Origin of the sequence: Glutamicibacter ardleyensis (assembly GCF_014644555.1) — a bacterium.
Taxonomy (GTDB): domain Bacteria; phylum Actinomycetota; class Actinomycetes; order Actinomycetales; family Micrococcaceae; genus Glutamicibacter; species Glutamicibacter bergerei.
Genome location: NZ_BMKX01000002.1, coordinates 550,261 through 573,775, shown reverse-complemented (window position 1 = coordinate 573,775; position 23,515 = coordinate 550,261). Strand labels below are relative to the sequence as shown.

The 23,515-nt window shown below is 54.1% G+C and carries 17 protein-coding genes; 9 read left to right on the top strand and 8 right to left on the bottom strand.

Features of this window, described 5'->3' with window-relative positions:
- Positions 1-64: 64 nt before the first annotated feature.
- Positions 65-2,293 carry a polyribonucleotide nucleotidyltransferase gene (locus IEX04_RS07350; protein ID WP_188684786.1) on the bottom strand — a complete coding sequence of 743 codons (2,229 nt, stop codon included), beginning with the start codon at positions 2,291-2,293 and terminating at the stop codon, positions 65-67.
- Between the two features lie 901 nt (positions 2,294-3,194).
- On the opposite strand from IEX04_RS07350, the gene IEX04_RS07345 reads away from it, so the two are divergent.
- Positions 3,195-5,516: a hypothetical protein gene (locus IEX04_RS07345; RefSeq protein ID WP_188684784.1), complete on the top strand. Its 2,322-nt coding sequence runs from the start codon at positions 3,195-3,197 to the stop codon at positions 5,514-5,516.
- Between the two features lie 158 nt (positions 5,517-5,674).
- Here the strand turns inward: IEX04_RS07345 and IEX04_RS07340 are convergent, their stop codons facing one another.
- Positions 5,675-6,901, bottom strand: coding sequence for a serine hydrolase domain-containing protein (locus IEX04_RS07340; RefSeq protein ID WP_188684782.1), 1,227 nt, complete (start codon positions 6,899-6,901; stop codon positions 5,675-5,677).
- A gap of 324 nt (positions 6,902-7,225) precedes the next feature.
- Between IEX04_RS07340 and IEX04_RS07335 the strand changes: the two genes are divergently transcribed.
- The gene (locus IEX04_RS07335; RefSeq protein ID WP_188684780.1) at positions 7,226-8,269 is read left to right on the top strand and encodes an NAD(P)-dependent alcohol dehydrogenase; all 1,044 of its coding nucleotides are present in this window, start codon (positions 7,226-7,228) and stop codon (positions 8,267-8,269) included.
- A gap of 136 nt (positions 8,270-8,405) precedes the next feature.
- Positions 8,406-8,720 (top strand): DUF1883 domain-containing protein, encoded by a 315-nt coding sequence (locus tag IEX04_RS07330; RefSeq protein ID WP_188684778.1) that lies wholly within the window; start codon positions 8,406-8,408, stop codon positions 8,718-8,720.
- On the opposite strand, the gene IEX04_RS07325 is transcribed toward IEX04_RS07330, so the two are convergent.
- The 3 genes from IEX04_RS07325 to IEX04_RS07315 all read right to left on the bottom strand — a co-directional run bounded on the left by IEX04_RS07325 (position 8,700) and on the right by IEX04_RS07315 (position 10,710).
- Positions 8,700-9,680 carry an ADP-ribosylglycohydrolase family protein gene (locus IEX04_RS07325; protein WP_188684776.1) on the bottom strand — a complete coding sequence of 327 codons (981 nt, stop codon included), beginning with the start codon at positions 9,678-9,680 and terminating at the stop codon, positions 8,700-8,702. The two genes, IEX04_RS07330 and IEX04_RS07325, sit on opposite strands and share 21 nt — an antisense overlap.
- An 84-nt stretch (positions 9,681-9,764) precedes the next feature.
- Complete coding sequence (locus IEX04_RS07320) at positions 9,765-10,280, bottom strand: PaaI family thioesterase (protein ID WP_188684774.1); 516 nt, start codon at positions 10,278-10,280, stop codon at positions 9,765-9,767.
- Positions 10,281-10,293: 13 nt separating this feature from the next.
- Positions 10,294-10,710 carry a PaaI family thioesterase gene (locus IEX04_RS07315; protein ID WP_188684898.1) on the bottom strand — a complete coding sequence of 139 codons (417 nt, stop codon included), beginning with the start codon at positions 10,708-10,710 and terminating at the stop codon, positions 10,294-10,296.
- A gap of 114 nt (positions 10,711-10,824) precedes the next feature.
- Between IEX04_RS07315 and IEX04_RS07310 the strand changes: the two genes are divergently transcribed.
- From IEX04_RS07310 to IEX04_RS07295, 4 genes are all read left to right on the top strand, one after another.
- Entirely contained in the window at positions 10,825-11,301 is a 477-nt protein-coding gene (locus tag IEX04_RS07310; RefSeq protein WP_188684896.1) for a winged helix-turn-helix transcriptional regulator, read from the top strand.
- A gap of 1,036 nt (positions 11,302-12,337) precedes the next feature.
- A complete protein-coding gene (locus tag IEX04_RS07305; RefSeq protein WP_188684771.1) occupies positions 12,338-13,363 on the top strand; it encodes a 3-oxoacyl-ACP synthase III in 1,026 nt (341 codons plus the stop codon).
- The gene (locus tag IEX04_RS07300) at positions 13,360-15,948 is read left to right on the top strand and encodes an alpha/beta fold hydrolase (protein WP_188684769.1); all 2,589 of its coding nucleotides are present in this window, start codon (positions 13,360-13,362) and stop codon (positions 15,946-15,948) included. Before IEX04_RS07305 ends, IEX04_RS07300 begins: the two co-directional genes overlap by 4 nt.
- Entirely contained in the window at positions 15,945-16,955 is a 1,011-nt protein-coding gene (locus IEX04_RS07295; RefSeq protein WP_188684767.1) for an NAD-dependent epimerase/dehydratase family protein, read from the top strand. The genes IEX04_RS07300 and IEX04_RS07295 overlap by 4 nt, the downstream gene beginning before the upstream one ends.
- Positions 16,956-17,236: 281 nt before the next feature.
- On the opposite strand, the gene IEX04_RS07290 is transcribed toward IEX04_RS07295, so the two are convergent.
- A complete protein-coding gene (locus tag IEX04_RS07290; RefSeq protein ID WP_188684765.1) occupies positions 17,237-17,980 on the bottom strand; it encodes an IclR family transcriptional regulator in 744 nt (247 codons plus the stop codon).
- A gap of 277 nt (positions 17,981-18,257) precedes the next feature.
- On the opposite strand from IEX04_RS07290, the gene IEX04_RS07285 reads away from it, so the two are divergent.
- A complete protein-coding gene (locus IEX04_RS07285; protein ID WP_096254540.1) occupies positions 18,258-19,118 on the top strand; it encodes a prephenate dehydratase in 861 nt (286 codons plus the stop codon).
- 346 nt (positions 19,119-19,464) lie between these two features.
- Positions 19,465-20,865 carry a trimethylamine monooxygenase gene (locus tag IEX04_RS07280; RefSeq protein ID WP_188684763.1) on the top strand — a complete coding sequence of 467 codons (1,401 nt, stop codon included), beginning with the start codon at positions 19,465-19,467 and terminating at the stop codon, positions 20,863-20,865.
- A 142-nt stretch (positions 20,866-21,007) separates the two neighbouring features.
- Here the strand turns inward: IEX04_RS07280 and IEX04_RS07275 are convergent, their stop codons facing one another.
- Both IEX04_RS07275 and IEX04_RS07270 read right to left on the bottom strand, forming a co-directional pair.
- A complete protein-coding gene (locus IEX04_RS07275; protein ID WP_096257835.1) occupies positions 21,008-21,679 on the bottom strand; it encodes a response regulator in 672 nt (223 codons plus the stop codon).
- Between the two features lie 10 nt (positions 21,680-21,689).
- Entirely contained in the window at positions 21,690-23,267 is a 1,578-nt protein-coding gene (locus IEX04_RS07270) for a sensor histidine kinase (protein ID WP_229677052.1), read from the bottom strand.
- Positions 23,268-23,515: the final 248 nt, after the last annotated feature.

Genomic DNA, 23,515 nt, shown 5'->3' with positions numbered 1-23,515 from the left:
GTCTGGGCAGTAGAAAACCCCGGCTCACAAATGTGAACCGGGGTTTTCAAACTAGAGGAGAGTATTACTCTGCTGCTTCTTCCGAAGCCTCGTCCTCTTCAACAACTGGAGACAGCGACAGCTTTCCGCGGTCATCGATCTTGGTGATCTCAACCTGGATCTTCTGGCCGACCGAGACTACGTCCTCAACATCATCGACGCGCTTGCCGTCGTTGATCTTGCGCAGCTCGGAGATGTGCAACAGTCCGTCCTTGCCTGGGGTCAGCGAGATGAACGCACCGAAGGTGGTCAGCTTCACTACGGTACCCAAGTAACGCTCGCCAATCTCAGGAACCTGAGGGTTGGCGATGGCGTTGATGGCCGAACGTGCGGCTTCAGCGGACTCACCGTTGGTGGCGCCGATCAGCACGGTGCCGTCATCTTCAATCGAGATGTCAGCTCCGGTGTCTTCCTGAATGGTGTTGATCATCTTGCCCTTCGGGCCGATGACCTCGCCGATCTTATCCACTGGGATCTTCACCGAGATGATGCGTGGCGCGTAGGTGGACAGCTCATCCGGGGTGTCGATGGCCTGGTTGACCACGTTCAGGATGTGCAGGCGAGCCTCGCGAGCCTGAGTCAGCGCTGCGGCGAGCACCGATGCAGGAATACCATCAAGCTTGGTATCAAGCTGGATCGCGGTGATGAACTCAGGAGTACCAGCCACCTTGAAGTCCATATCACCCATGGCATCCTCGGCACCGAGGATATCGGTCAGGGCAGCGTAACGGGTTTCGCCGTCAACGGTGTCCGAAACCAGACCCATAGCGATACCTGCAACCGGTGCGCGCAGTGGCACGCCGGCGTTCAGCAGCGACAGGGTCGAGGCGCAAACCGAGCCCATCGAGGTCGAGCCGTTGGAGCTCAATGCCTCAGAGACCTGACGGATTGCGTATGGGAATTCTTCACGCGTTGGAAGAACAGGCACGATGGCGCGTTCTGCCAGGGCACCGTGGCCGATTTCGCGGCGCTTAGGTGAACCCACACGGCCGGTTTCACCGGTCGAGTATGGCGGGAAGTTGTAGTTGTGCATGTAACGCTTGCGGGTTACCGGGCTCAACGAGTCGATCTGCTGTTCCATCTTGAGCATGTTCAAGGTGGTGACGCCCATGATCTGGGTTTCGCCACGCTCGAAGATTGCCGAACCGTGGACGCGAGGCAGAACCTCAACCTCGGCGGAAAGCTGACGGATGTCAGCTAGACCACGGCCGTCGATACGGATCTGCTCGGTCAGGATGCGCTGACGCACGATGTGCTTGGTCACGGCACCGAAAGCCTTGGAGATTTCGCCTGCACGCTCGGCGAAGGCTGAGCCTTCACCGGTAAGCGATGCAACGATCTCGTCCTTGAATTCGCCGGCGGCGTTGTCGCGATCCTGCTTGTCTGCGATGGCGTAGATTTCTGCCAGGCGGGTGGAAGCTGCTGCTTCAACCGCTGCGTAGGCGTCATCTTCGTAGTCGCGGAAGATTGGGAACTCAACGGTTTCCTTCGCTGCACGCGAAGCCAAATCGGCCTGCGCTTCGCAAAGTACCTTGATGAATGGCTTAGCAGCTTCCAGACCCTCGGCAACGACCTCTTCGGTTGGCGCGGTAGCGCCGCCCTGGATCAGTTCCCAAGCGTTGTCGGTAGCATCGGCTTCAACCATCATGATGGCTACGTCGTCGCCTGCAACACGGCCGGCAACGACCATGTTGAACACGGCGTTCTTCAGCTGGCTGTGCTTAGGGAATGCAACCCACTGGGCGCCTTCTCCATCGTCAACCAAGGCAACGCGAACGCCACCGATTGGGCCGGAGAATGGCAGACCCGAAAGCTGAGTAGACATCGAGGAAGCGTTGATTGCTACAACGTCGTACAGCTCATCTGGATCGATAGCTAGGACGGTCACAACAACCTGAACCTCGTTGCGCAGGCCCTTGACGAATGCTGGGCGCAGTGGGCGGTCCATCAGACGGCAAGCCAAGATGGCTTCGGTCGATGGGCGGCCTTCGCGGCGGAAGAAGCTGCCCGGAATACGGCCAGCTGCGTACATGCGCTCTTCAACGTCCACGGTCAGTGGGAAGAAGTCGAAGCCTTCGCGTGGGTGCTTACCGGCCGAGGTGGCCGAGAGCAGTACGGTCTCTTCGTCGATGTAAACCATTGCAGCGCCAGCGGCCTGCTTAGCCAAACGGCCGGTCTCAAAACGAATGGTGCGGGTACCGAAGCGACCGTTGTCGATCTGTGCTTCGGCGAATTGAATTTCTGGACCCTCCATTAAGGGGGTTCTCCTTTCGATCGCTCCCATAGCTGACGAGCGATCCGTGACGCCCTACCCAGATCTGGTCTTCGATCGAGACCCGCGCTTCAGCCATCAATAGGCTAAAGCGAAAGCCACTACCGAGGACCGCGATACTGGCGGTCAGGACTCACGGTGACGCGGTCAAGGGAGTGTTTTTATCGTTGAGGTCTTGGCCAGCGGCCAAGTCCTACCCTAAGCCTACCGGGAATTGGCAAAAGGTGCAGTTCCACGCGATTTTCGCGGGTGTCTGACCGCGACGGCAGGTGCCTGAATTCAACTCTGCCAAAGTTCTTGTTTGATTCCCGATTGGGTTCAGCGAACCCACCAACTGGCGAGTGCAATATATAGGTCAAGTATTTTCGGCTCTTTCCACTGCCCTGGTTCGTGCCTTTGGCGGACACCTCCACTGCTCAGCCACTACCATTTGGCGCTCATCACCTCTTCCTGGAGCTTCCAACTCATTGGCATGAGCCACCACGCCATCGGTTGATGATTCCACTATGTCGACACCGAACTTGGAATTTGGATTGAGGTGAGACTCCGCCTATGAATGGATGACGTTGGCAAAAGACGGGAAGATGTTGTTATGGACAATAAGGCGTGTTCTGACCTTTGGACCTGATGTCCGATGGGAGGTTCGCGCACACACAAATAGAGGCTGGCTATATTCGCTAGATCGACATATGGACTAGCCCTCTAAATGAAAACCTTATGAATAAAGGCAAACACGAGGTCAAAGCCCGTTGGGAAGATCGTAAAATCCATTTGGTGGTTGAATCGGTTACCGATTCGCGATCTACTGGCGTGAGCTCCGAGTACCTTGACGGTACTGGGTTCACACTTGCCCGCATCTTTTTGAAGCTAAAGGTTTTCATTCATGAACCAGACCCCAAAAAACCACGCTCGCAAAGCGCGCCTTCCTCTTGCAGTCATCGCAGCCGGTTCACTGGCCTTAGGCGGTATCACCGGTGGAACGATGCTTACTGCCCCCGCCATGGCGGCCCAAACAGCGGAAGTCAGCGCAGCTTCGCCAGCAGCTGATGTACCCCCAGTCTTCCAGTATGGCCCCTTCAAAGTTGGCAACCCTGGAGAAGAGCTCATCTCCTTTGACTACGAGAAGAGTGATCCGGAAAATGGTGTCATCTATCTGACTGACAACGCTGGTTCAGCCAGTGAAGGTGACGAAGTTTCGATGGGTGCATCTTCGCTGCCCCAAACTGGGGTTACCTTTGCCGCCAAGTATGAAGACGGTCAATTTGCCTACAATGGCCCTCGCGATACACCAAATAGTTATCTGACTTGGTCCGGTATGGATAGTGGGCGACAAGTAAGCTTCGGAGCATACATCGGAGCCGACTCTGACAATTATCAAGGTGGAACACACTACATTCCGGCTAATTCTCCGACGCTAGTCGCTGACAAAATCGAGAAAAATAGCAACACGCCGATTCTTCCGGTTGGGACTGAGTCTTGGACCTTCAATATCCCAGCGGGCCAAAGTTGGATTGCGGATTCGAAAGTCACAGTTTCGTACTGGAGCGATGCCCCAGATGCCCCCGATAAGGGGTTTATGTACTACGACTTGAACGTTGATTCATTCTCCGACGGCCAGCTCGTAGTATCGGACGCAGTATTGCCGAAGCTCTCTGAAGGCGACGGCTATTTCGTTACTTTTAGAGGCGCTTCGGAAGAAGAAAGCGCCTCGGTCTATATGGGACTCTATGGGCAGCTCCCCAGTCCCACCCCGGAACCCACTACCGAGCCGACTGTAGAACCAACTGCTACGCCAACCACGGAACCTACTGCTGATCCAACGACCGAGCCTACCGAGGAACCAACCACCGAACCCACGGAAGAGCCAACGGCTACGCCAACATCCGAACCAACTTCGGAACCGACTGCGGAGCCGACAACTGACCCAACCACGGAACCTACGGTAGAACCAACGGCTACGCCAACATCCGAACCAACTTCGGAACCGACCACGGAGCCAACGGCTGAACCGACAGTAGAACCGACGGCGACTCCAACGTCCGACCCTACCGAGGAACCAACAGCTGAACCGACCACGGAGCCAACGGCTGAACCGACAGTAGAACCGACGGCGACTCCCACGTCCGACCCTACCGAGGAACCAACAGCTGAACCGACAGCTGAACCGACCACGGAGCCAACGGCTGAACCAACGCAAGAACCTACCTCAGAACCGAGTGCACCGACTGAAGTCCCCGAAGCGCAGGACCCAGAGTCAGGCGATCAGGTAGCTCCCGGCGAGGAAAATCTCTCCCACGACAGTGATTCCTCCGCGCCAGAGACAGGTAAGTACGTCTTTAACACCAATGGAGATGTAGAAGATGGGTCAGTTACCGTCACCTACCGCACCTCACCGGATGCCAAGCCACAGACCGTAGAAGGCTCTGTAAAGGAGGGCAAGCTCACCGTGCAAGGTGATAAGACCTTCACCGATAACGTCAAGGACTTCAACCAGTTGCTCATCACTGTCAAGGACGCGGAAGGAAAAACCATCTCTGCGCTCTTGTCGGGCAAGAGTGTTCTTGCGCTGCAGTCAGACATTGTCGATAACCGACTAGGTCTTCCACTCGCCGAAGCCGGTTCGAAAGAACTAATCTTCGACGTGCCAACGGGTTTCCCGACTTTGACCGCTGAGAACTTCTACTTCGATCTCAAGTTCACCGATACCAAGGGCGAACCTGCCACCGTCGCGAACGTGGAATACACCGTGGATGGCAACAAGCTGAGAGTCAGCGACCCACGAGTCGCGAAGCTCACCGCAGGAACCTACTACCTCACTGGTACTCAGCAGAACGAGGAAAACAACGCCGCAGCGATCGAGAATCCTGCAGCTGAGTCTGTAGTTACTGTTTCTACTTGGTTCGGCCTGTTCGATCCGGCAGTCGAAGAATCACCAGTTCCCACTGACGAACCAACCGAGAAACCAACTTCGGAGCCCACGGAAGATCCAACCACGGAACCATCTGCCACGGTGATGCCAACCCAGGACGCACCAGAACAGGAAAATCCGAAGGATGAGGAATCCAGGAACAAGGACTCCAACAATGATGAGCTTGCCGACACCGGTGCCAACGACGGTTTGCTCATCGCAGGCAGCGTAGCACTTGGCTTGATTATCCTAGGTGGAATTGCCCTCGCGCTCCGTCGCCGAGGACGCCACAGCTAACCTGGGCGCTTAGCAAAGCTAGCAGGGTTCATAGACCGGTGGGCCGACATAGAAATATGTCGGCCCACCGGTCTATTTTTTATCCACAACAATTCATCGAGCTAATTGCCCTCAGCTAACGAGGGCAATTCTTTTGAGCCAAGAACGTACCTGCGTGGCTACTGCGAGTCCTGCGGTGCCGTCTGCATCTCTACGATCAGGGCAGCAGCAATCGAATCGAAAGCGCCCAATGTGGCATAAAGCTTGATCGGATCCTGCGGCAATGGCCAACTGGAGAGTTTCACTGCCACCATCTGCGCTGGACGGTTAATGTAGACCATCTGTCCATGAATACCCATGCACAGCACCACGTCATTCCCAGGATATGGAAACCACATTTGGTTCCGGTACATCCCACCGGGCATACGGTAATCCCCCGGACTAGCAGCAAAAGCGTCTCGTGAATCCGGATCACCTTCCAACGTTTGTGCTATCCATTTTTCAGAGAGCACACGTTCCCCGGTCAATGACAGTCCGTCATTGAGGAATACTGCACCAAATCGGGCCATATCTCGCAGCGTGGCATTGATGCCGCCGTCGAAAGTTCCGGTCCCGTACTGATCAATGCATATCGTCGCGTCAGCTTCGCTACCCAGTTTGCTCCATAAGACTTCAGACATCAGCTGTGGCATTGCGGTTCCTGAAGCGGCTTCACACACCCAGCCGAGCATGTCAGTCTCGCAGGAGCGATACTCAAATACTCCGCCGTGAGCTGTTTTGCGTTGAAGTGTTTTCAGGAACGGGTACATCCCGGTCGGTCCAGGCGTACTGGTTGGTGCCCAACCGATAGCCTCCGACATCCGGCGGATCCCGGAGAGTGGATCCAAATAATTTTCGGAGAAATCAATTCCTGAACACATATCGAGCAAGTGGCGTACCCTCGCCCCGGCATAACCTGAGTCGGCTAATTCGGGGATATAGCCCGTGATCTGGGCCTCGGGATCTAGAACTCCCGAGTCACATAAGGAACCGGCCACGGCACCAATGAGAGATTTACTCATCGACATCAAAAGGTGCGAAGAATCTTCAGTCATCTGCCCGAAGTATTGTTCTGTGATCACTGTGCCCCGATGCGAAACCATCCATGCATCGGTATGTGTCGTAGCCATGATCGATCCAACCGTCACCGGCGGAGCACCCGGAATGCTGGACGGTGCCAGTACTAAATCCAGATTGCGAAGCCCAACGGGGAGCTCAGAAGGCGATGCTGAACCGCGTGGAATTTCGGCTGTGGGCAAGAAGTCAGCCATATGCTGAAAAGACCAGTGCAGGTTCTCAGGCAATTTCCAATTCAGTGCGTTGATTGCGCCAACGCCAGTACCAGCGTCTATTTGAGTGTCATCCATGAGAGATCCTTTCAGCGCCACTCCAGTTAGTAAATGGGAGACTACCATTGAGTAACTCGGATGTGTCTCTTGGACTGTCACGGACCAGTTACTTAGGTTCATACCATGACGGCAATAAATGAGAGCTAGGTTCTTCCCGGTACTTCCGACCCGTGTTCCTTGGATTTATCCGAGCTAGCTGGGAATTGGCAAACAATCGGGCTCGTCGGGATTATTCTGGCTATTTGCGCCGTTGTAAATTTCCGGAACACCCGCTTTGCCCGATCAGATCTACCCGATTCTTTTGGGGTAAAGCGCATTTACTGAGTATGAGGAAAGAGAACTATGACAACCATGGTCAATGCATACGCTGCACCTTCGGCTACCGAAGGATTAATTCCAACTCAGATCGAGCGACGCGAGGTAGGTCCGCGCGATGTCCTGATCGACATCAAGTTCTCCGGCATCTGCCACTCGGACATTCACACCGTGCGCGGCGAATGGGGACCTCGGTCCTACCCATTGGCTCCAGGCCATGAAATCGCCGGTATCGTGACCGAGGTCGGATCCGAAGTCACCAAACACAAGATCGGTGACCGTGTTGGTGTGGGATGCATGGTTAACTCCTGCATGGAGTGCGAAAACTGCCTCGCTGGCGACCAGCAATTCTGCGACAGCTCCGTCGGAACCTATGGTTCAGTCGATCGCGATGGGACCATCACCCAGGGTGGGTATTCCACCCACGTGGTGGTCACCGAAAACTTCGTCTTGAGCATCCCAGAAGGTATCGAGCTTGATGTGGCCGCGCCGCTACTCTGCGCCGGCATCACCACTTTCTCCCCACTGAAGCGCTGGGGTGCAGGCCCTGGCAAGAAGGTGGCAGTGGTGGGCCTTGGCGGTCTAGGCCATATGGCCGTGAAGATCGCTAGCGCTATGGGAGCCGAAGTTACCGTGCTCTCCCAGTCGTTGAAGAAGAAAGACGAAGGACTGAGCATGGGTGCCAGCGATTACCGCGCCACCAGCGACGAGAGCACCTTCAAGGATCTGCACAAGAACTTCGACCTGATCATTAACACGGTCAGCGCCTCGATCAATATCAGCAATTACCTTGAGCTGCTGCGGGTCAACGGCACCATGGTCAATGTGGGTGCCCCGGCGGAGCCATTGCCGGTGAATGCCTTCGCTTTGATCGGTGGACGCCGTTCGTTCGCCGGTTCACAGATTGGCGGCATCGAAGAAACCCAAGAGATGTTGGATTTCTGTGCCGAGCATGGCATTGGTGCTGAAATTGAGGTCATTGGGGCCGAGCAGATCAACGATGCCTATGAGCGCGTGATGAAGTCCGACGTTCGCTACCGCTTCGTTATTGACACAGCATCCTTGGTCTAAAAGTAGTATCCAGCGTGCTGCGGACGGCGTTCGAACTAATGATTTACAGTTGATAGTTCGAACGCCGTATCCGCATGCGGCTTCGGGACACAGCTAACGATTACGCAAAACGCTGCTCGATTACAGAGGAATCTCAATGACCGCTCCTGATTTCGCCGAATACTCTTGGAATCATCTTGAACGTGGCAGCATCCTGGTAGTCACGCTCAGCGGACCGGCCTACCTCAGGCTCATGGACCCGGAAAATTTCGCCGCGTTCCAAGATTCAGAAGATTACGATTTTCGAGGTGGATTAGCGCGTAAAGCACCGTACCGAATCAAGGTTCCCCGTTCAGGCCCCTGGTATTTAGCGGTTGATCTCAGCGGATTGAGAGTCCGCGGGGTACGCCACGCAGTGAGCGTCGAACCGCCACGGCGGCTCGACGGTCCACTAATCGACAAGTTCGAGTGAGAGCTCAACTAGATTTTGCGCGTTCATACCCGGCCAACCATGCAGTATTTCCAACCACTGCGCCGGAATAGCCCGTAGCCCACAAGCGGCACCGACCAACGATCCAGCAATTGCAGCCACGGTATCGGTATCGACCCCGCCGCGTACCGCAGCTTCGACAGATGCGACGAGGCGCTCGGCGCTCCCACCGTCAGCAGCTTTGGAAACCATGATGGAACTCCAAGCTCCTTGGAAAGCTTCAACCACCCAGCCATTATGTGAGAAATCGCGTGGGCGTTTTTCTTCAGCCTGCTGGATACGCCGTTCCCAAACTAAGGCGCGTTCAGGATCTAGCAGTGGTAGCCCTACGCGGATATTTAGTTCTGCGGTGAGTAAGGCGTGACGCACTGCTAGTGTCCATAATGCGCAGGCTTCGGCGGCCTCATCATCGAAGTGAGTCAGTTTACTAATCTTGACTGCCGCCTGGTAAGTATCGTCCGGCGTACGGTCTAGATAGGCCAAGGCGATGGGAGCAGTGCGCATTAGGCTTCCGTTGCCTCCCGAGCGACCTGTTTGCCGGTGAATCGCAGTCGCGGCCGCGACTGCATCCGCCGTGTTCGGAGCATCCCGCTTATCAACCCGCGCGGTTTGTTCAGCCGCACGGAGAACAGCCCGCGTCTGGGTACCCACGTCCGGCGCATCTTTCGCCCAGACAGCCCACTGGCGCACCATGTAATCAGATGCGCCTGTGTCGAGTTGACCTTCGGAGTTCGCTAGCGCGCGTGCAATCACGATTGCCATCGAGGTATCGTCTGTCCACTCTCCGGGGGCAAAGTCACCAAGCCCGCCACCGATCATGGCTACTGGTTGGTTAGCCGGCATAGGGGAATCAAATTCGTACCCCGCGCCAAGAGCATCTCCCGCGGCCATACCTGTAAGAACTCCACAGATACGGTCTTTCACATCAGACGAAAACTTCATACTATCCCCATCAGAACACTTGCACTTTGCCAACGTATTGGCGGTAAATCCAAGTTATCCCGTGTAACCGACACTTTTAAGCATTCAGTCTTTAGGGTTGCCAAGTGGAAACACAAGAAGTGATCCCGACGCGGTTGCTACCGTCTTCCCGTTTTTATCTACAACTTCTCCTTCGGCGAAGATCACCCGTCGTCCCGGCTTGGTAACAGTTCCGGTGCAACGCAGCGGTCCGCTATCGGCCAACACCGGACGCAGGTAGTTCACTTTGATTTCAATGGAGGTGTATCCCATTCCTGCCGGAAGCGTCGAGTGTGCGGCGCAGCCAAGTGCAGAGTCCAACACTGCGCAAACTAGTCCTCCATGCACGGTCCCAATCGGGTTATACAAAGACTCATCCGGTGTACTTGTGAAAGTTACCGACCCTTCGATGACTTCAACTAGATCCATATTGAGATGCGACGCGATTGGTGCACCAGGAAGTTCACCGGACGCCATCTTTTTCAGATATTCCAGTCCGGAAAGTAAAGGGAGCTGTTCCATGGCGCCAGCAGGATCTCGCCACTTCACAAGTTTTTCACGTGCGTCAGTGCTAGCTTCCATTGATATGACTCCTTTAGCCTTGAACTTCGGTTGATTTTTCGGGCAACGGCACATTTTGTAAGCGCAGTTGCCCGCGGGCCAGCACCTTGGAACTAGCGTCATCGGTGATGATGACTTCCCATAATTGCTGGGTACGTCCTTGATGCAAAGCAGTGGCCTTCACTAAAGCCAATCCGGAACTGCCTGGCCGTAAAAAATCTGTGGCATTGTGAACACCGACAGCAAATTGTCCGTACTCGTTGACTGCGAAGCTCGCCCCAATACTGGCGGCACTTTCTACGATTGTGGTGAACAGTCCTCCATGCACCACTCCCCACGGCGTGTGATGATTTGTTCCTAATTGCACGTGTCCGCGCAAGGACGTGGCGTTGAGTTCATCAACGACAAAGCCGGTAGCAGCCACAAACTCGCTGGACTCAGTTCGCGTCATACCTGGCAGAAGTTCTTCATTCGTATTCAATCTCTTGCCCTTCAAAAGCTGGCTGTTATATTTGAAGCTAGCTAGATCGTCAGGATCTGTCAACGGTAAGGGGCCGCTTTGAACATGCAGTGGCTGGACTACGACACCGAGAACTGTTCTATTCAGCGCGCCTTGGAAATCGTCGGTGAAAAGTGGAGTTTGTTGATACTCCGAGAAGCATTTAATGGAGTGCGTCGATTTGATGCGATCCGCAGTCACCTCGGGGCTTCCGAAGCGATTATCTCCGCCCGGCTAAATTCCCTCATAACCAGTGGAATACTCGTAGCCACACCATACAAGGAACCTGGCCACCGTACGCGTAACGAATATCGCCTCACCCCGAAAGGCTTGGATCTTTATCCAATAATAATTTCGCTGCTTCGTTGGGGCGACAGATACGAGGCAGATCCCGCCGGACCACCGATACTCATCAAGCACCGCGATTGTGGCGAGCAGGTTTCTACCGTGGTGCAGTGCGCGCTCGGGCACGTTCTAGACTCGCCACGAGAGTCTCAGGTATCCCCCGGGCCCGGGGCGAAACTGCGCGGATCAGTTCACTAAAGTTACGGTCTTGCCGGCAATCAATTTCGCAGTTTCCAGTGAATTTTCTTCAGCGCTGCATCTCTTATCGCTGATCTCTGCGCGACGCTTGCGGTGGACCTGCCGTTGGCTCTCCAAGGCTTGACGCCCCGTCCAGCATTGTGAGCCGGGCCTTAACTTGCTCTAAATCAATCTTGAGTTGGTCAACAGTCGCACGGTAATTATTGAGCTCTCGCTTTCGACGTCTAGCAGCTCTGTAACTCATAACCACGACGAGAAGCATCAGTGGAACAGCGATGAGTAGCGCCCAGCCGCTCTTCGTGAAGAAATCCAGTGCTACCGGAAGCGCCTGTTGGAACGCCACAAGCGAGTTCACACTTCCAACCATTGATTGGAGTGCGGAATTTAATGGGTCCAAATATTGCCCGACGAGAGGTGTTTCGCTCAGGGAAGGTGCGCTGAGCGGGACGGTTCCCTCCTGCGCCCACCTAGAATCCCCAACGGTCCGCAAAACATAGATCCCCGTGCCTGCGTTAAGCACTGCAAAGAGCACCACAGAACTAAGAGCTACCCATTGCAGTTGTCGCCGTTGCCAGATGCCCATCACCGCAGCGAAAACTGCGACGCATACCCAAATCGCGACCGATAGGTCTTCTAGGCTTAAACCGCGCAGTAGATCCATAAAATTTCCCGCCTATTCACTGTACGAGCGCCATCGGGCCCCTAGCTCAAGGCAAGCCTACCTGAGGAGAAAATAGTGCCACAGGTCTCAGAACTTACTTCTGAGCACTCCCAAAGTTATCAAGCCATCGATGGGCCCATTCCGCGAAAATGTTACTGTGCAGTAACTCACCGTGGTTCAGATGAGCGAAATATAGCCAAAAAGACTGTGAGTTTCTTGCTAACCGCTGAAAATAGTGTGCCCGTGTACGCACTGTGCGCCAACAAGGAATACGGTAGAGATAGACGTTTTTTATTATGGCTCATAAAGCATCAAACTACTTCTACTTCGTTGCGTCCGAGCACGGCGCGACAGCCCCGACACAAAGGCTACATTTTGAACGGCAACGCCACTTTTAAACACCACAACGTGGCCCTCTTAGCGGTAAATAGCGTACTTGCACCAGAGGTCATGAGTTCAGCAGAATTCGACGAGCGACTGGCTCCAAGCCTCAAGCGTCTGCGTCTATCTAAGAAGTTGCTTGAACGGGTGTCGGGCGTAAAAGAACGCCGGTGGTGGTCGGAGGGTGTCGAGTTTGACGACGCTGCAATCGTTGCTGGTAAAAATGCGCTTACGCAGGCAGGTGTGGAACCGGGCGAGATTGGTCTCCTGATTAATACCTCAGTCACCCGCCGCAACCTAGAGCCTTCGGTAGCTTCCAAGATCCATAATGGTTTGGGTTTACCATCCTCCGCTATGAATTTTGACATAACAAATGCCTGCCTAGGATTCGTCAATGGTATGAGCTTGGCAGCAAACATGATTGATTCCGGGCAGATCAAGTACGCATTGATCGTGGCTGGCGAAGATTCCCGCCCGACTCAAGAAACGACATTCCAGCGCCTGAATCATGAGAGCTCTACTCGTGAAGATTACATGCGCGAGTTTGCGACTTTGACCCTTGGTTCGGGCGCAGCTGCAGCCGTCATTGGCCCCGCAGATCTGCATCCGGACGGACACCGCATCATTGGTGGCGTCTCCCGCGCTGGTACCGAACATCATGAACTGTGCGTAGGTGGCCCGGCAGGAATGTACACCGACACCAAGGGATTGTTGGACAACGGCCTTGAACTGGTGGTAAATGCTTGGGATGAAGCCCAGGAATCCGGATGGAATTGGAAGTCCATGGATAGGTATGTCACCCACCAAGTTTCCAAGTCGTACACCAACGCCATCATCAAGGCTGTGGGTCTGGTCAAGGATCGCGTTCCGATTACCTTCTCCAAGTGGGGAAACGTTGGCCCAGCCTCTTTGCCGATGACCCTGTCGCAGGAAGCTGACACCTTAAAGCCAGGCGACCGTGTTCTGTGCATGGGCGTTGGTTCAGGATTGAATACCGCGATGATGGAGATTGCCTGGTGACCGAGCTTTTCCCCGGTGTAGATGGAATTTATTCGAATTATCTAGAGGTTCCTTCCACTTCAAAAGTGGATGATCCAGGGACGCTGCACATGTGGCATCTGCTCGATAACGAAGACGAACTTCTAGCACGAGGAATTGAGCCCATCGGCACCCTCGTGTGTGTCCATGGCAACCCAACTTGGTCTTACCTCTGGCGCAGCCTGTTGAACCATGTCTCGGCTAATGCCCTGCCGTGGCGCGTCGTCGCAGTGGACCAGCTAGATATGGGATTCTCCGCACGTACCGGCAAGTTCCGTCGGTTAGCTGACAGAGTTAATGATTTGGGAGACCTAATCGACTCGCTCGGACTCAGTGGCAAGGTCACCACTGTGGGTCATGACTGGGGTGGTGTCATTTCTCTGGGATGGGCCATCAGCCACCAGAATCAGCTGGCCAACGTCATTTTAACTAACACCGCGATTCATCCTGCTGGCTTTGAACTCCCCGCGGCCTTGAAGCTCGCTTCGCATCCTGCGGTTCATGGCTGGGGCACCAAGACCACCAGCGCATTCTTACAAGTAACCCACTCACTGGCCCAGCCTGCGCTGGATCCAGAAGTCCGCAAAGCATTCATGGCACCTTACACAAGTGCTGCCAAACGCGATGGCGTAGCGAACTTTGTGGCAGATATTCCTTTTGCCGAAGACCATCCCAGCCGCTCAACGCTGAACGAAATTGCGCAGGCCGTACGCACGCTCACCGTTCCGGTCTTGATGTTGTGGGGTCCCAAAGATCCAGTCTTCTCAGACCGCTACCTACGCGATCTAATGGGTCGACTCCCGCACGCGCAGGTGCACCGCTTCGAGGGCGCCAGTCATTTGGTAGGCGAAGACAAAGATATCGCCACCCCAATGTTTGACTGGTTGTCCAGCAATCAGAACTCCACAAATTCTTCACGAGCAGACAGCCTCGGTGACTACCGGCCAATGCTCGCAGAGTTGGATTCACGCACCACAGATCACAGCGTCGCTGTGGTAGATATTAATCCTCCACGGTCCCTTTCCTGGTCAGAGTTGGGCCAGCGAGTCAACGCTTTGGCCGCAGGTCTCCAGGAAATTGGTGTTAAGGCCGGAGACCGCGTTAATTTACTAGTTCCTCCGGGCATTGAGCTAACAACTTTGATCTATGCTTGCCTGCGTTTAGGGGCTGTCATAGTAGTGGCCGATGCTGGACTCGGCACCAAGGGTTTGGGACGCGCCATCAAGGGCGCTGGGCCAAGCTATCTTATTGGTATTGACCGGGCACTCACCGGGGCACGACTATTCAACTGGCCAGGTACCAAAGTTTCAGTGGAAACCTTGCCTGCCGCCAAGCGCAAACTATTAGGCGTTGAGCATTCTCTTCCCGAGCTTTTCGAAGTAGGAAACAAGCTCTCATCGAAGGCTTCAAATTTTGTGTCGGCCGAACCAGATGCTGACGCCGCGGTGCTTTTCACCTCGGGTTCGACCGGCCCTGCTAAGGGTGTTGTTTATACACACCGTCAGTTGGGCGCAATGCGCGACACCCTGCGCGAAACTTACAATCTCAAAGCCGGTTCTGCCCTTGTTGCTGGCTTTGCACCATTTGCCTTGCTTGGTCCAGCATTGGGCGCTACCTCGGTCACTCCAGATATGGATGTCACCGCACCACGTACGCTGACTGCCTCCGCCCTAGCAGACGCTGCGGTGGCCGTAGATGCAACGACGGTATTCGCCTCGCCCGCAGCACTGGCCAACGTTTTGAAAACCAAGAATTCCTTGGATGCAACCCACCGGGAGACTCTCGCGAACGTTTCGGTGATGCTCTCGGCTGGTGCGCCCATTCCAGAACCATTGTTAGCCAAAGTCCAAGAGCTTGTACCTAACGCACAGGTACACACGCCTTATGGCATGACCGAGGCACTTCCCGTCACAGATATCGACCTTGCGGGTATTCGCGCTGCAGGCCAGGGCAACGGTGTATGCGTTGGTACGGCCGTCGCTGGCGCAAAAGTAGCCATTGCCCCCATAGATTCAATGGGCATCGCGGGAGACCAACCGGAATACACGCCTCACGTCACTGGTGAAATTCTGGTGCGCGCCCCACATATCAAGGATCGTTATGACCGGCTTTGGATTACCGAGCAGGTAAGCATTTCAATCCCGGGCTGGCATAGGACCGGAGATGTTGGACATCTCGATGATGACGGACGGCTTTGGGTAGAGGGCCGGCTTGGGCATGTATTGAGTACCGCTAAAGGTGCAATTACCCCGGTAGCCGCTGAACACGCAGTTGAGTCTGTGGCCGGCGCTGGTCGCGCCGCATTGGTGGGCGTAGGACCGGCCGGCACGCAAGCTGCCGTAGTCGTAATGGAAACTATTCCGCCAGCGCGCAAAGCAGGCCCCGCAAGCAACGAGTTATCGCAAAAAGTTCGTAGTGCCGTCGCCGAAACCGGCGTGGACGTGGCTGCAGTTTTGATTGTTTCATCGCTGCCAACTGACATTCGTCATAACTCCAAAATCGATCGTGCCGCACTAGCTACTTGGGCAACTGCCACGCTCGCCGGCGGAAAGGTCCGCCAGCCATGAGCACAGCAGCAAATAATACAAAACCTCGTCGTGTCTTGGTTACCGGAGCCAGTGGCATGCTCGGTGGGGCGGTAGCTCAGCTATTGCGCGACAAAGGGCACCAGGTTCGAACTTTCCAGCGCGGTGCTTCAAGCCAAGCAACGGACGAGATCCGTGGTTCACTCACCGATCAGGATGTCGTGGCCACAGCCGTAGAATCCATGGATGCGGTGATTCATCTGGCCGCGAAGGTCTCCTTTACCGGCCATTGGAACGAATTTGTCGCCACTAACATCGATGGAACAGCAAATTTGTTAGCGGCTGCGAAAAGCGCCGGCATTAAGGATTTTGTTTTTGTTTCCTCGCCGTCGGTCGCTCATTTCGGCAATTCGTTGGCGGGCGCGTCAGCAGGTGTTGCGAACCCGAATTTGGCTCGCGGAAACTATGCTCGCTCTAAGGCAGCTGCTGAGCTAAGTGCACTGGCCGAGGACTCCCCCGAATTCCGGGTGGCTGCTATTCGACCACATGTGGTGTGGGGCCCTGGCGATACTCAACTGGTTGAGCGCGTGGTTGACCGTGCCAAGAGCGGCCGGCTTCCTCTGCTAGACAGTGGTGTGGCACTTATTGATACTACGTACATTGATAATGCTGCCTCGGCGATTGTTCGCGGGCTGGAACGCATGGATTACGCCCACGGACGTGCACTTGTTGTCACCAATGGTGAACCTCGCCCGGTGGGGGAACTCATTGCTGGAATCTGCAAGGCTGGTGGAGCTCCGGCTCCGAAACTCAATGTTCCCGGTTGGTTAGCGCGTGGTGCTGGTTCGGTCATCGAGAAGGTCTGGCTGGCCGCAGGTTCTCGCAACCTAGTGCATGATGAGCCGCCGATGACTCGGTTCTTGGCCGAGCAGCTTTCAACCGCACACTGGTTTGACCAACGCGAGACGCACGAAGTGTTGGATTGGAAGCCAACGGTAAGTATTGACGAAGGCTTGGCAAAACTTACAACCTACTATGGGCAGTTATAACTCAAAAGTACGTAGCCGTTAGACCTCTGGCGGTGGCCGTTCCAGGTAGCGCGACCCCGAAGCCTTGGGGGAATCTTCGGGGTCGCTATCCTGAACGTTGGTTTTCCGAGTCTTGGGGGTACCCAGGAAATACTGCGCAGGAGGTTTAGAGGCTGTTTGGAACGCTAGATATCGTAGTTGGTCCGTAGCACTCGCGCTACATCCTGGATTTCTAGATTCCTGCTGAACTTCTATGTCTCCATCATCGCTGGTGGGCCAATTGGTCAACAAGAGACAAGATTTCAAATACTGATAAGAGATGGCCCCATCGCAAGACCGAGACGTCTCGCAGCCCTCTTAAGGCTTGCTTCTTCGCTTTCCAGCATCTTGCGTTGCGAAGGTAGAGAAACTGCAATCGCGCCAACCATCCCGCTATTCTGAATGGGAGCCGCGTGACAGGAAATACCTAGTAGATATTCTTCTTTATCTGACCAAATATTGGAACCGACGGACAAGTTGCGCTCCAGACCGCCCCGGCTAGTAATGGTGTTAGGCGTTAGATCATACAGATCGTGTCGGTTGATGTAATCATCACGCAGTTCGTCGCTGAGGTTTGCCAAAATCGCCTTGCCGAATGCCGTTGCATGCCCGGATTCATGCACTCCTACCCACAAATCTACGCTTCGCCCTTCGGGACCTTCGACCATTGCTAGGAGATGGATCTCGTCATCCTGGTAAGTGGTTAAATACGTGGCTGCGCCAAGCTCATCACTCAACGACCGAAGCACTGGGCGAACCCGTGGCACCAGTTCTTGTATCTCATCATTTTGCACCGTAAGTGACGATGCACCGAGCGCATATCCACCATCAATTTTGCACAGGTAACCCTCAAATTCGAGGGTCCGCAGCAAGTGATAGGTCGTTGGTAAGGGAAATTCGGTGACTCGTGCAAGCTTCTTCGCCGAAACGGCAGTACCGCTCGCCGCAACAGCCTCCAAAAGGCGCAATGCCTTCTGCACAGACCCAATCAAAGTTGGTTGTGCCACTTCACACCCCCATGAAAAGCTGAGATCCCAGAGACAGCAGTGACCTACATCATAACCTAAGCTGATTAGAACCGTTGGGGGCTCTAAATTCTGTCAAATTTTGCACCCACATAAATCGACACTCACCGCAGTATCTGGCTTACCGCGAACGACCAGACAGAAATTATTTGGGGGAATTTTACTCTCTGAGATTGTAAGCAACATTCATAGATCGGCCGCTTCGAAACATCCTTGCTAGCATTCATCGGTGGCGAGCACTCTGCGCTAAATTGAACTAATGAGCAAAAAGATTTCGTATCAGGGCGAAGCCGGATCCAATTCGAATATGGCCTGCACCGAGCAGTTCCCCGATATGGAAGCCATACCTTGTGCGAGCTTTGAAGACGCCTTCGCCATGGTGGAAAGCGGCGAAGCCGATCTTGCCATGATCCCGATTGAGAACTCGATTGCGGGACGAGTTGCCGACATTCACGTTTTACTCCCCGAATCTGGACTACAGATTGTCGGCGAGCACTATTTACGTATCCGTTTTGACCTGTTGGGACTTCCTGGAAGCAGCATTGAAGAAGCTACCGAAGTCCATAGTCATATCCATGCACTAGGACAGTGCCGCAAGATCATCCGTGAGAACAAGCTGATACCAGTGATCGCTGGAGACACCGCAGGTTCCGCGCGCGAGGTCCGAGACTGGAACGACCCGACCAAACTATCTCTGGCACCACCACTTGCTGCCGAACTGTATGGACTAGAAGTACTAGCTTCTTCGGTAGAAGACGACGAAACGAACACCACTCGTTTCGTGGTTCTTGCGCGGAAGCAAGAGCTCCCCGCGCGCGCTAAACTACCCGAATCTGTGATCACCACCTTGGTCTTCCACGCTCGCAACGTGCCTAGCGCACTGTACAAAGCATTAGGCGGATTTGCTACCAACGGGGTAAACCTGACCCGCATGGAAAGTTACATGCTCGACTCAAGTTTCGCTGCCACAATTTTCATGGTTGACATCGAGGGCCATCCCGAAGATCTACCGGTACGCCTTGCCCTAGAAGAATTGGACTTCTTCACTTGGGAAATCAAGATCCTAGGCACCTACGCAGCAAGTGAGCATCGCCAAAAAATCTCTGCCTCCTTCGTGTAAAGGTTGGCAGCTCAATAGTCTCCGATTCCTCGGTACTCACTCCTAGGTGTTGGCGTTATTTGCTGTGCCTCAAGGTGAAATACCGAGCACGAATTTCTCTGAAACGACATCAAACCTCCCCCTCAATAGATGCTTTAAAATTCCAAAAAATGAATAACTGATAAACTCAAGGGTGGAGTCCCTTGAACAGGACAAGTTTTCCCTCGGCATGTGAACGTTTTCTATGCGTGACTGGTCGACTGGTTTAGAGCATTTTTGTTGAATTGCGCGACGCTGACGAACTCGATTGTTGGTTCGATTCTCGGCGCGCAACTGATATAAGGCTTAGATAGCCGGAGAGGTACGTTTGACTCAACGCGTCGCCATCATTGGAGCAGGACCCAGCGGCATTGCCCAGCTGCGGGCATTCGATTCTGCCAAGAAATCCGGGCGAGAGATCCCTGAGATCGTCTGCTTTGAAAAGCAAGACGACTGGGGAGGCCAGTGGAATTACAACTGGCGTAGCGGCATCGACAAGTACGGCGAACCAGTACATTCGAGCATGTACCGCAACCTTTGGTCTAACGGCCCCAAAGAAGCCCTAGAATTCGCCGAGTACACATTTGATGAGCATTTTGGCCGCCCAATTTCTTCCTACCCACCACGTGCAGTGCTGTGGGATTACATCAATGGTCGCGCCGAGAAGTCCGATGTTAAAAAGCACGTTCGCTTCGCTACTGTGGTGCGTTGGGTTGATTTTGACGAGAGCACCAACCTATTTACTGTCACCACCGAAGATCTCAAGACCGGGCAAACGGAAACTTCCGAATTCGATCACGTCATTGTGGGCTCCGGACACTTCAGTTTCCCTAACGTCCCAGATTTTAAGGGCATTGAAACGTTCCCTGGCGAGCTTATGCATGCCCACGATTTCCGCGGAGCTGAACGCTTAGCAGATAAAGATGTTCTGCTGATCGGAGCAAGTTATTCGGCTGAAGACATTGGTGTCCAATCATTCAAAATGGGCGCACGCTCAGTCACGTATAGCTACCGCTCAGGTCCTATGGGGTTCGACTGGCCAGAAGGCATTGAGGAACTCCCCCTCATTGACCGCTTCGAAGGTTCAACCGCGTACTTCAGCAACGGCATGTCCCGCTCATTTGATACGGTCATCCTGTGCACCGGATACTTGCACCACTATCCATTCTTGCCCTCTGACCTGGCATTGGATTCACCAAACAACGTTTACCCGGATACTTTGTACCGCGGTGTTGTTTCTGAAAACAACGACAGCCTGTACTACCTTGGCGCTCAAGATCAGTGGTTCACCTTTAATATGTTTGATGCCCAGGCTTGGTACGTTCGCGATATAATTTTGGGTGAGCTAACCATCCCTTCGCCGAGCGAACAACGCGAAAGCATCGATGCATGGCTTGAACGTTTTAACGCTATCGAAACAGCAGAAGACGAAGTGAAATTCCAGGCCGACTACATACGGGATCTCATTGAACTGACGGACTACCCGATGTTTGATTTGGATGAGGTCACCCGAACCTTTATGGCTTGGAAAACGGATAAGAAGAAAAATATCCTGACCTACCGCGACAAGGTTTATCGTTCAGTGATGACCGGTACGATGGCAGACAAGCACCACACTCCATGGCTCAGCGAACTGGATGACAGCATGGAACGCTACGTTTCCGCTGCCCCGCGAGAAAAACTCGAAGATCTCGCCTCCAACGAGCACTCCAAGTCGAGCAAGGCATAGCTAAATCTTGACCTTGCAGCTTTAGCCTTGACCGCATAGTGGCCTTGCACCGAGTACCTAGTGCAAGGCCACAGCCATGTCTAGAACTTTATTCGCCTCAGATACACCGAGCCTGCTTTAGTCCTGATGACGTGTTTAATGGCTAGTTACTCCACGAGTACCGGCGTTCAGGCCGGCCTACTCCTCCATAACGCAGATTGACCTGTGCCAGATTTTCATCGGCCAGGTACTCCAGATACCGGCGAGCGCTCACCCGTGAGGTGCCGAGTTTTTCTGCAGTTTCTGTGGCGGAAATGGGTTGTACCGCCTCTTTGACGATGTTTTCTACCAGTGTCATAGTCTCGGCGCTGCATCCCTTGGGCAGTGGACGGCGATTTTGTCCGCTGAGTCCAAAGAGCCGATTGACGTCTGCTTGTTGCAGTTCTTGATCGGCTTGATGCAATGGCTGATATGTTTTCAGATAATGTTCGAGTCGTTCATGTAGGTCTTCGCGGGAGAACGGCTTCATCAGGTAGTGCACGATTCCGCCACGCAGCGCCCGTCGCACGGTGTCCATTTCGCGTGCCGCGCTGATGACTAGAACGTCGAGGTCTGGCTGAATGTCGCGCAAGCGTTGCAACAGGTCTAGGCCGTTCATGTCTGGCAGGTGGATATCGAGCAAGACGAGGTCCGGTGACAACGCAGTGGCTGCTATTAGTGCGTCTTTGGCCGAGTGAGCTACTCCCACCACGGAGAATCCTGGCTCGTTGTTGACGAACCCGGAGTGAACCTTGGCGACCATGAAGTCATCATCAATCACCAGTACTTTGATCACGAGTTGTTTCCTACTTCCTGAGTGTGGCGGTGAATTGCGCGCCACCAGCGTTGATGGCTTGCACGTCCCCTGCGCGCCGCCGGCAGACTAGCCTGGTTAGCGCCAGTCCAAAACCTCTTCCGCCGGATACTGTGGTGTCTTTGGTTGAGAATCCTTGAGTAAAGATCTCATTGATTGCCGCGTCATCTATCCCGGATCCATTATCGCTTACCTGAACGATTACGTGGGTTTCGGATTCTTCGATGCGTAGCTCGATGTGCGGTTGAGTCACTGCTGATACCGCATCCATCGCGTTATCTACGAGGTTGCCGATGACCGTGGTGAGGTCTCGTGCTAGTTGCTCATCATTACGTCCAAGATGTGAATTCTCGGCGACGCTTAGCTTGATCCCCCGTTCCGTCGCCACACTGGCCTTGGCGATCAATAGCGCAGCAATGGTCGGCTCGTTGATCCTGGCCGCAACATCTTCAAATAGTTTGCTTCGGCTGAAGCTCACCCCATCAATGAAACCCACTACTTCATCATATTCACCTAGCTGGATCAGCCCCGAGATGGCATGTAGCTGGTTGGCAAATTCGTGGGTCTGTGCCCGCAACATGTCCGAGGTTGCCTTACTGTCGCCTAATTCTTGTTCTAGGAGAGTTAGCTCGGTTCGGTCACGAAAGGTGGTGACCGATCCGAGGTCGCGTCCGGCGACAGCCACCGGCATTCGATTGAAGACAAGGACTTTCTCGGCCACGAGGAATTGACGATCGGGGTGATTCTGCTTGGTGGTTAGTGCACGGGTCACCTGCGGTGCGACCTTTAGCTGTTCCAGTGTTTGGCCTACACAGTCATTGGGTAGCTGCAGTAGTTCAATAGCAATGTCGTTGGCCAGCATCACTCGTTGGTCGGGGGAAACGGAGACGATTCCTTCTTTGACCCCGTGTAGCAGGGCTTCGCGGTGCTCAAAGAGTTCTGAGATTTCCCGAGGTTCCATGCCACGAGTTTGACGTTTAACTCGTCTGGAGAGAAGTACGGAGCCGACCGTTCCCAAAAGCACGGACACCAAGAGCGTAAATAGGGCGCTGGGTGCGATCTCGCGGATCACCGCTTGCGTTGAAGGATATTTTTGTCCGGCACTGACAATGCCCACCATTATCCCCTCATCGTCTAGAACCGGAACTTGTGCGATCAGCACATGATTTCCGTTGCGCCAGATATCTCCGGTCCACCCTCGACCTTCTATTACCTGAGATTGCGGATGAAGAATTGAGGTTCCTACATCGTCAGGGAAACTAGAGGTGATCACTTCGCCTTGCGGGTCAGCAACGGTGACGAATTGCAGTCCAGAGGTGCTTCGTACCGATTCCGCCATGGCTGGCAGCGCTGAGCCCATTTCTGGTTCGGCGCCCGGAAGCATGATGCGCATCAGTGGGTTAGCGGCCAGTGATTCTGCTGCTGCAAGACTGCGTCTACCTTCTTCTTGCTCAAAATTATTTGTTGCTTGAGTTGTGGAAACCACTACGACACCGGTAAGTACCACGGCAATGATCAGCAGCTGTAGGACGAGGTACTGCGCTGCCAGCGAGATTCGATTGGGAAACATTTTGCCGAACCATGCCTTGATCGCCCGCACTGCCCCACCTCTTGCCTACCGTTTTGTTATCACCGAACATTTCATTGTCACGGGTGCACCCATGCAACTGGCAACTTTACCGACAATTTACATGAAGCAGATCACGTTTTTTGGTTACACAATGAACAGTATTTTCTTTGCGTACGCAAGAGTGACCTGCTTCACTCTTGCACTTAGGGTTGAACTATTCGCACCCGATGAAAGCAAAGAGGCTGAAT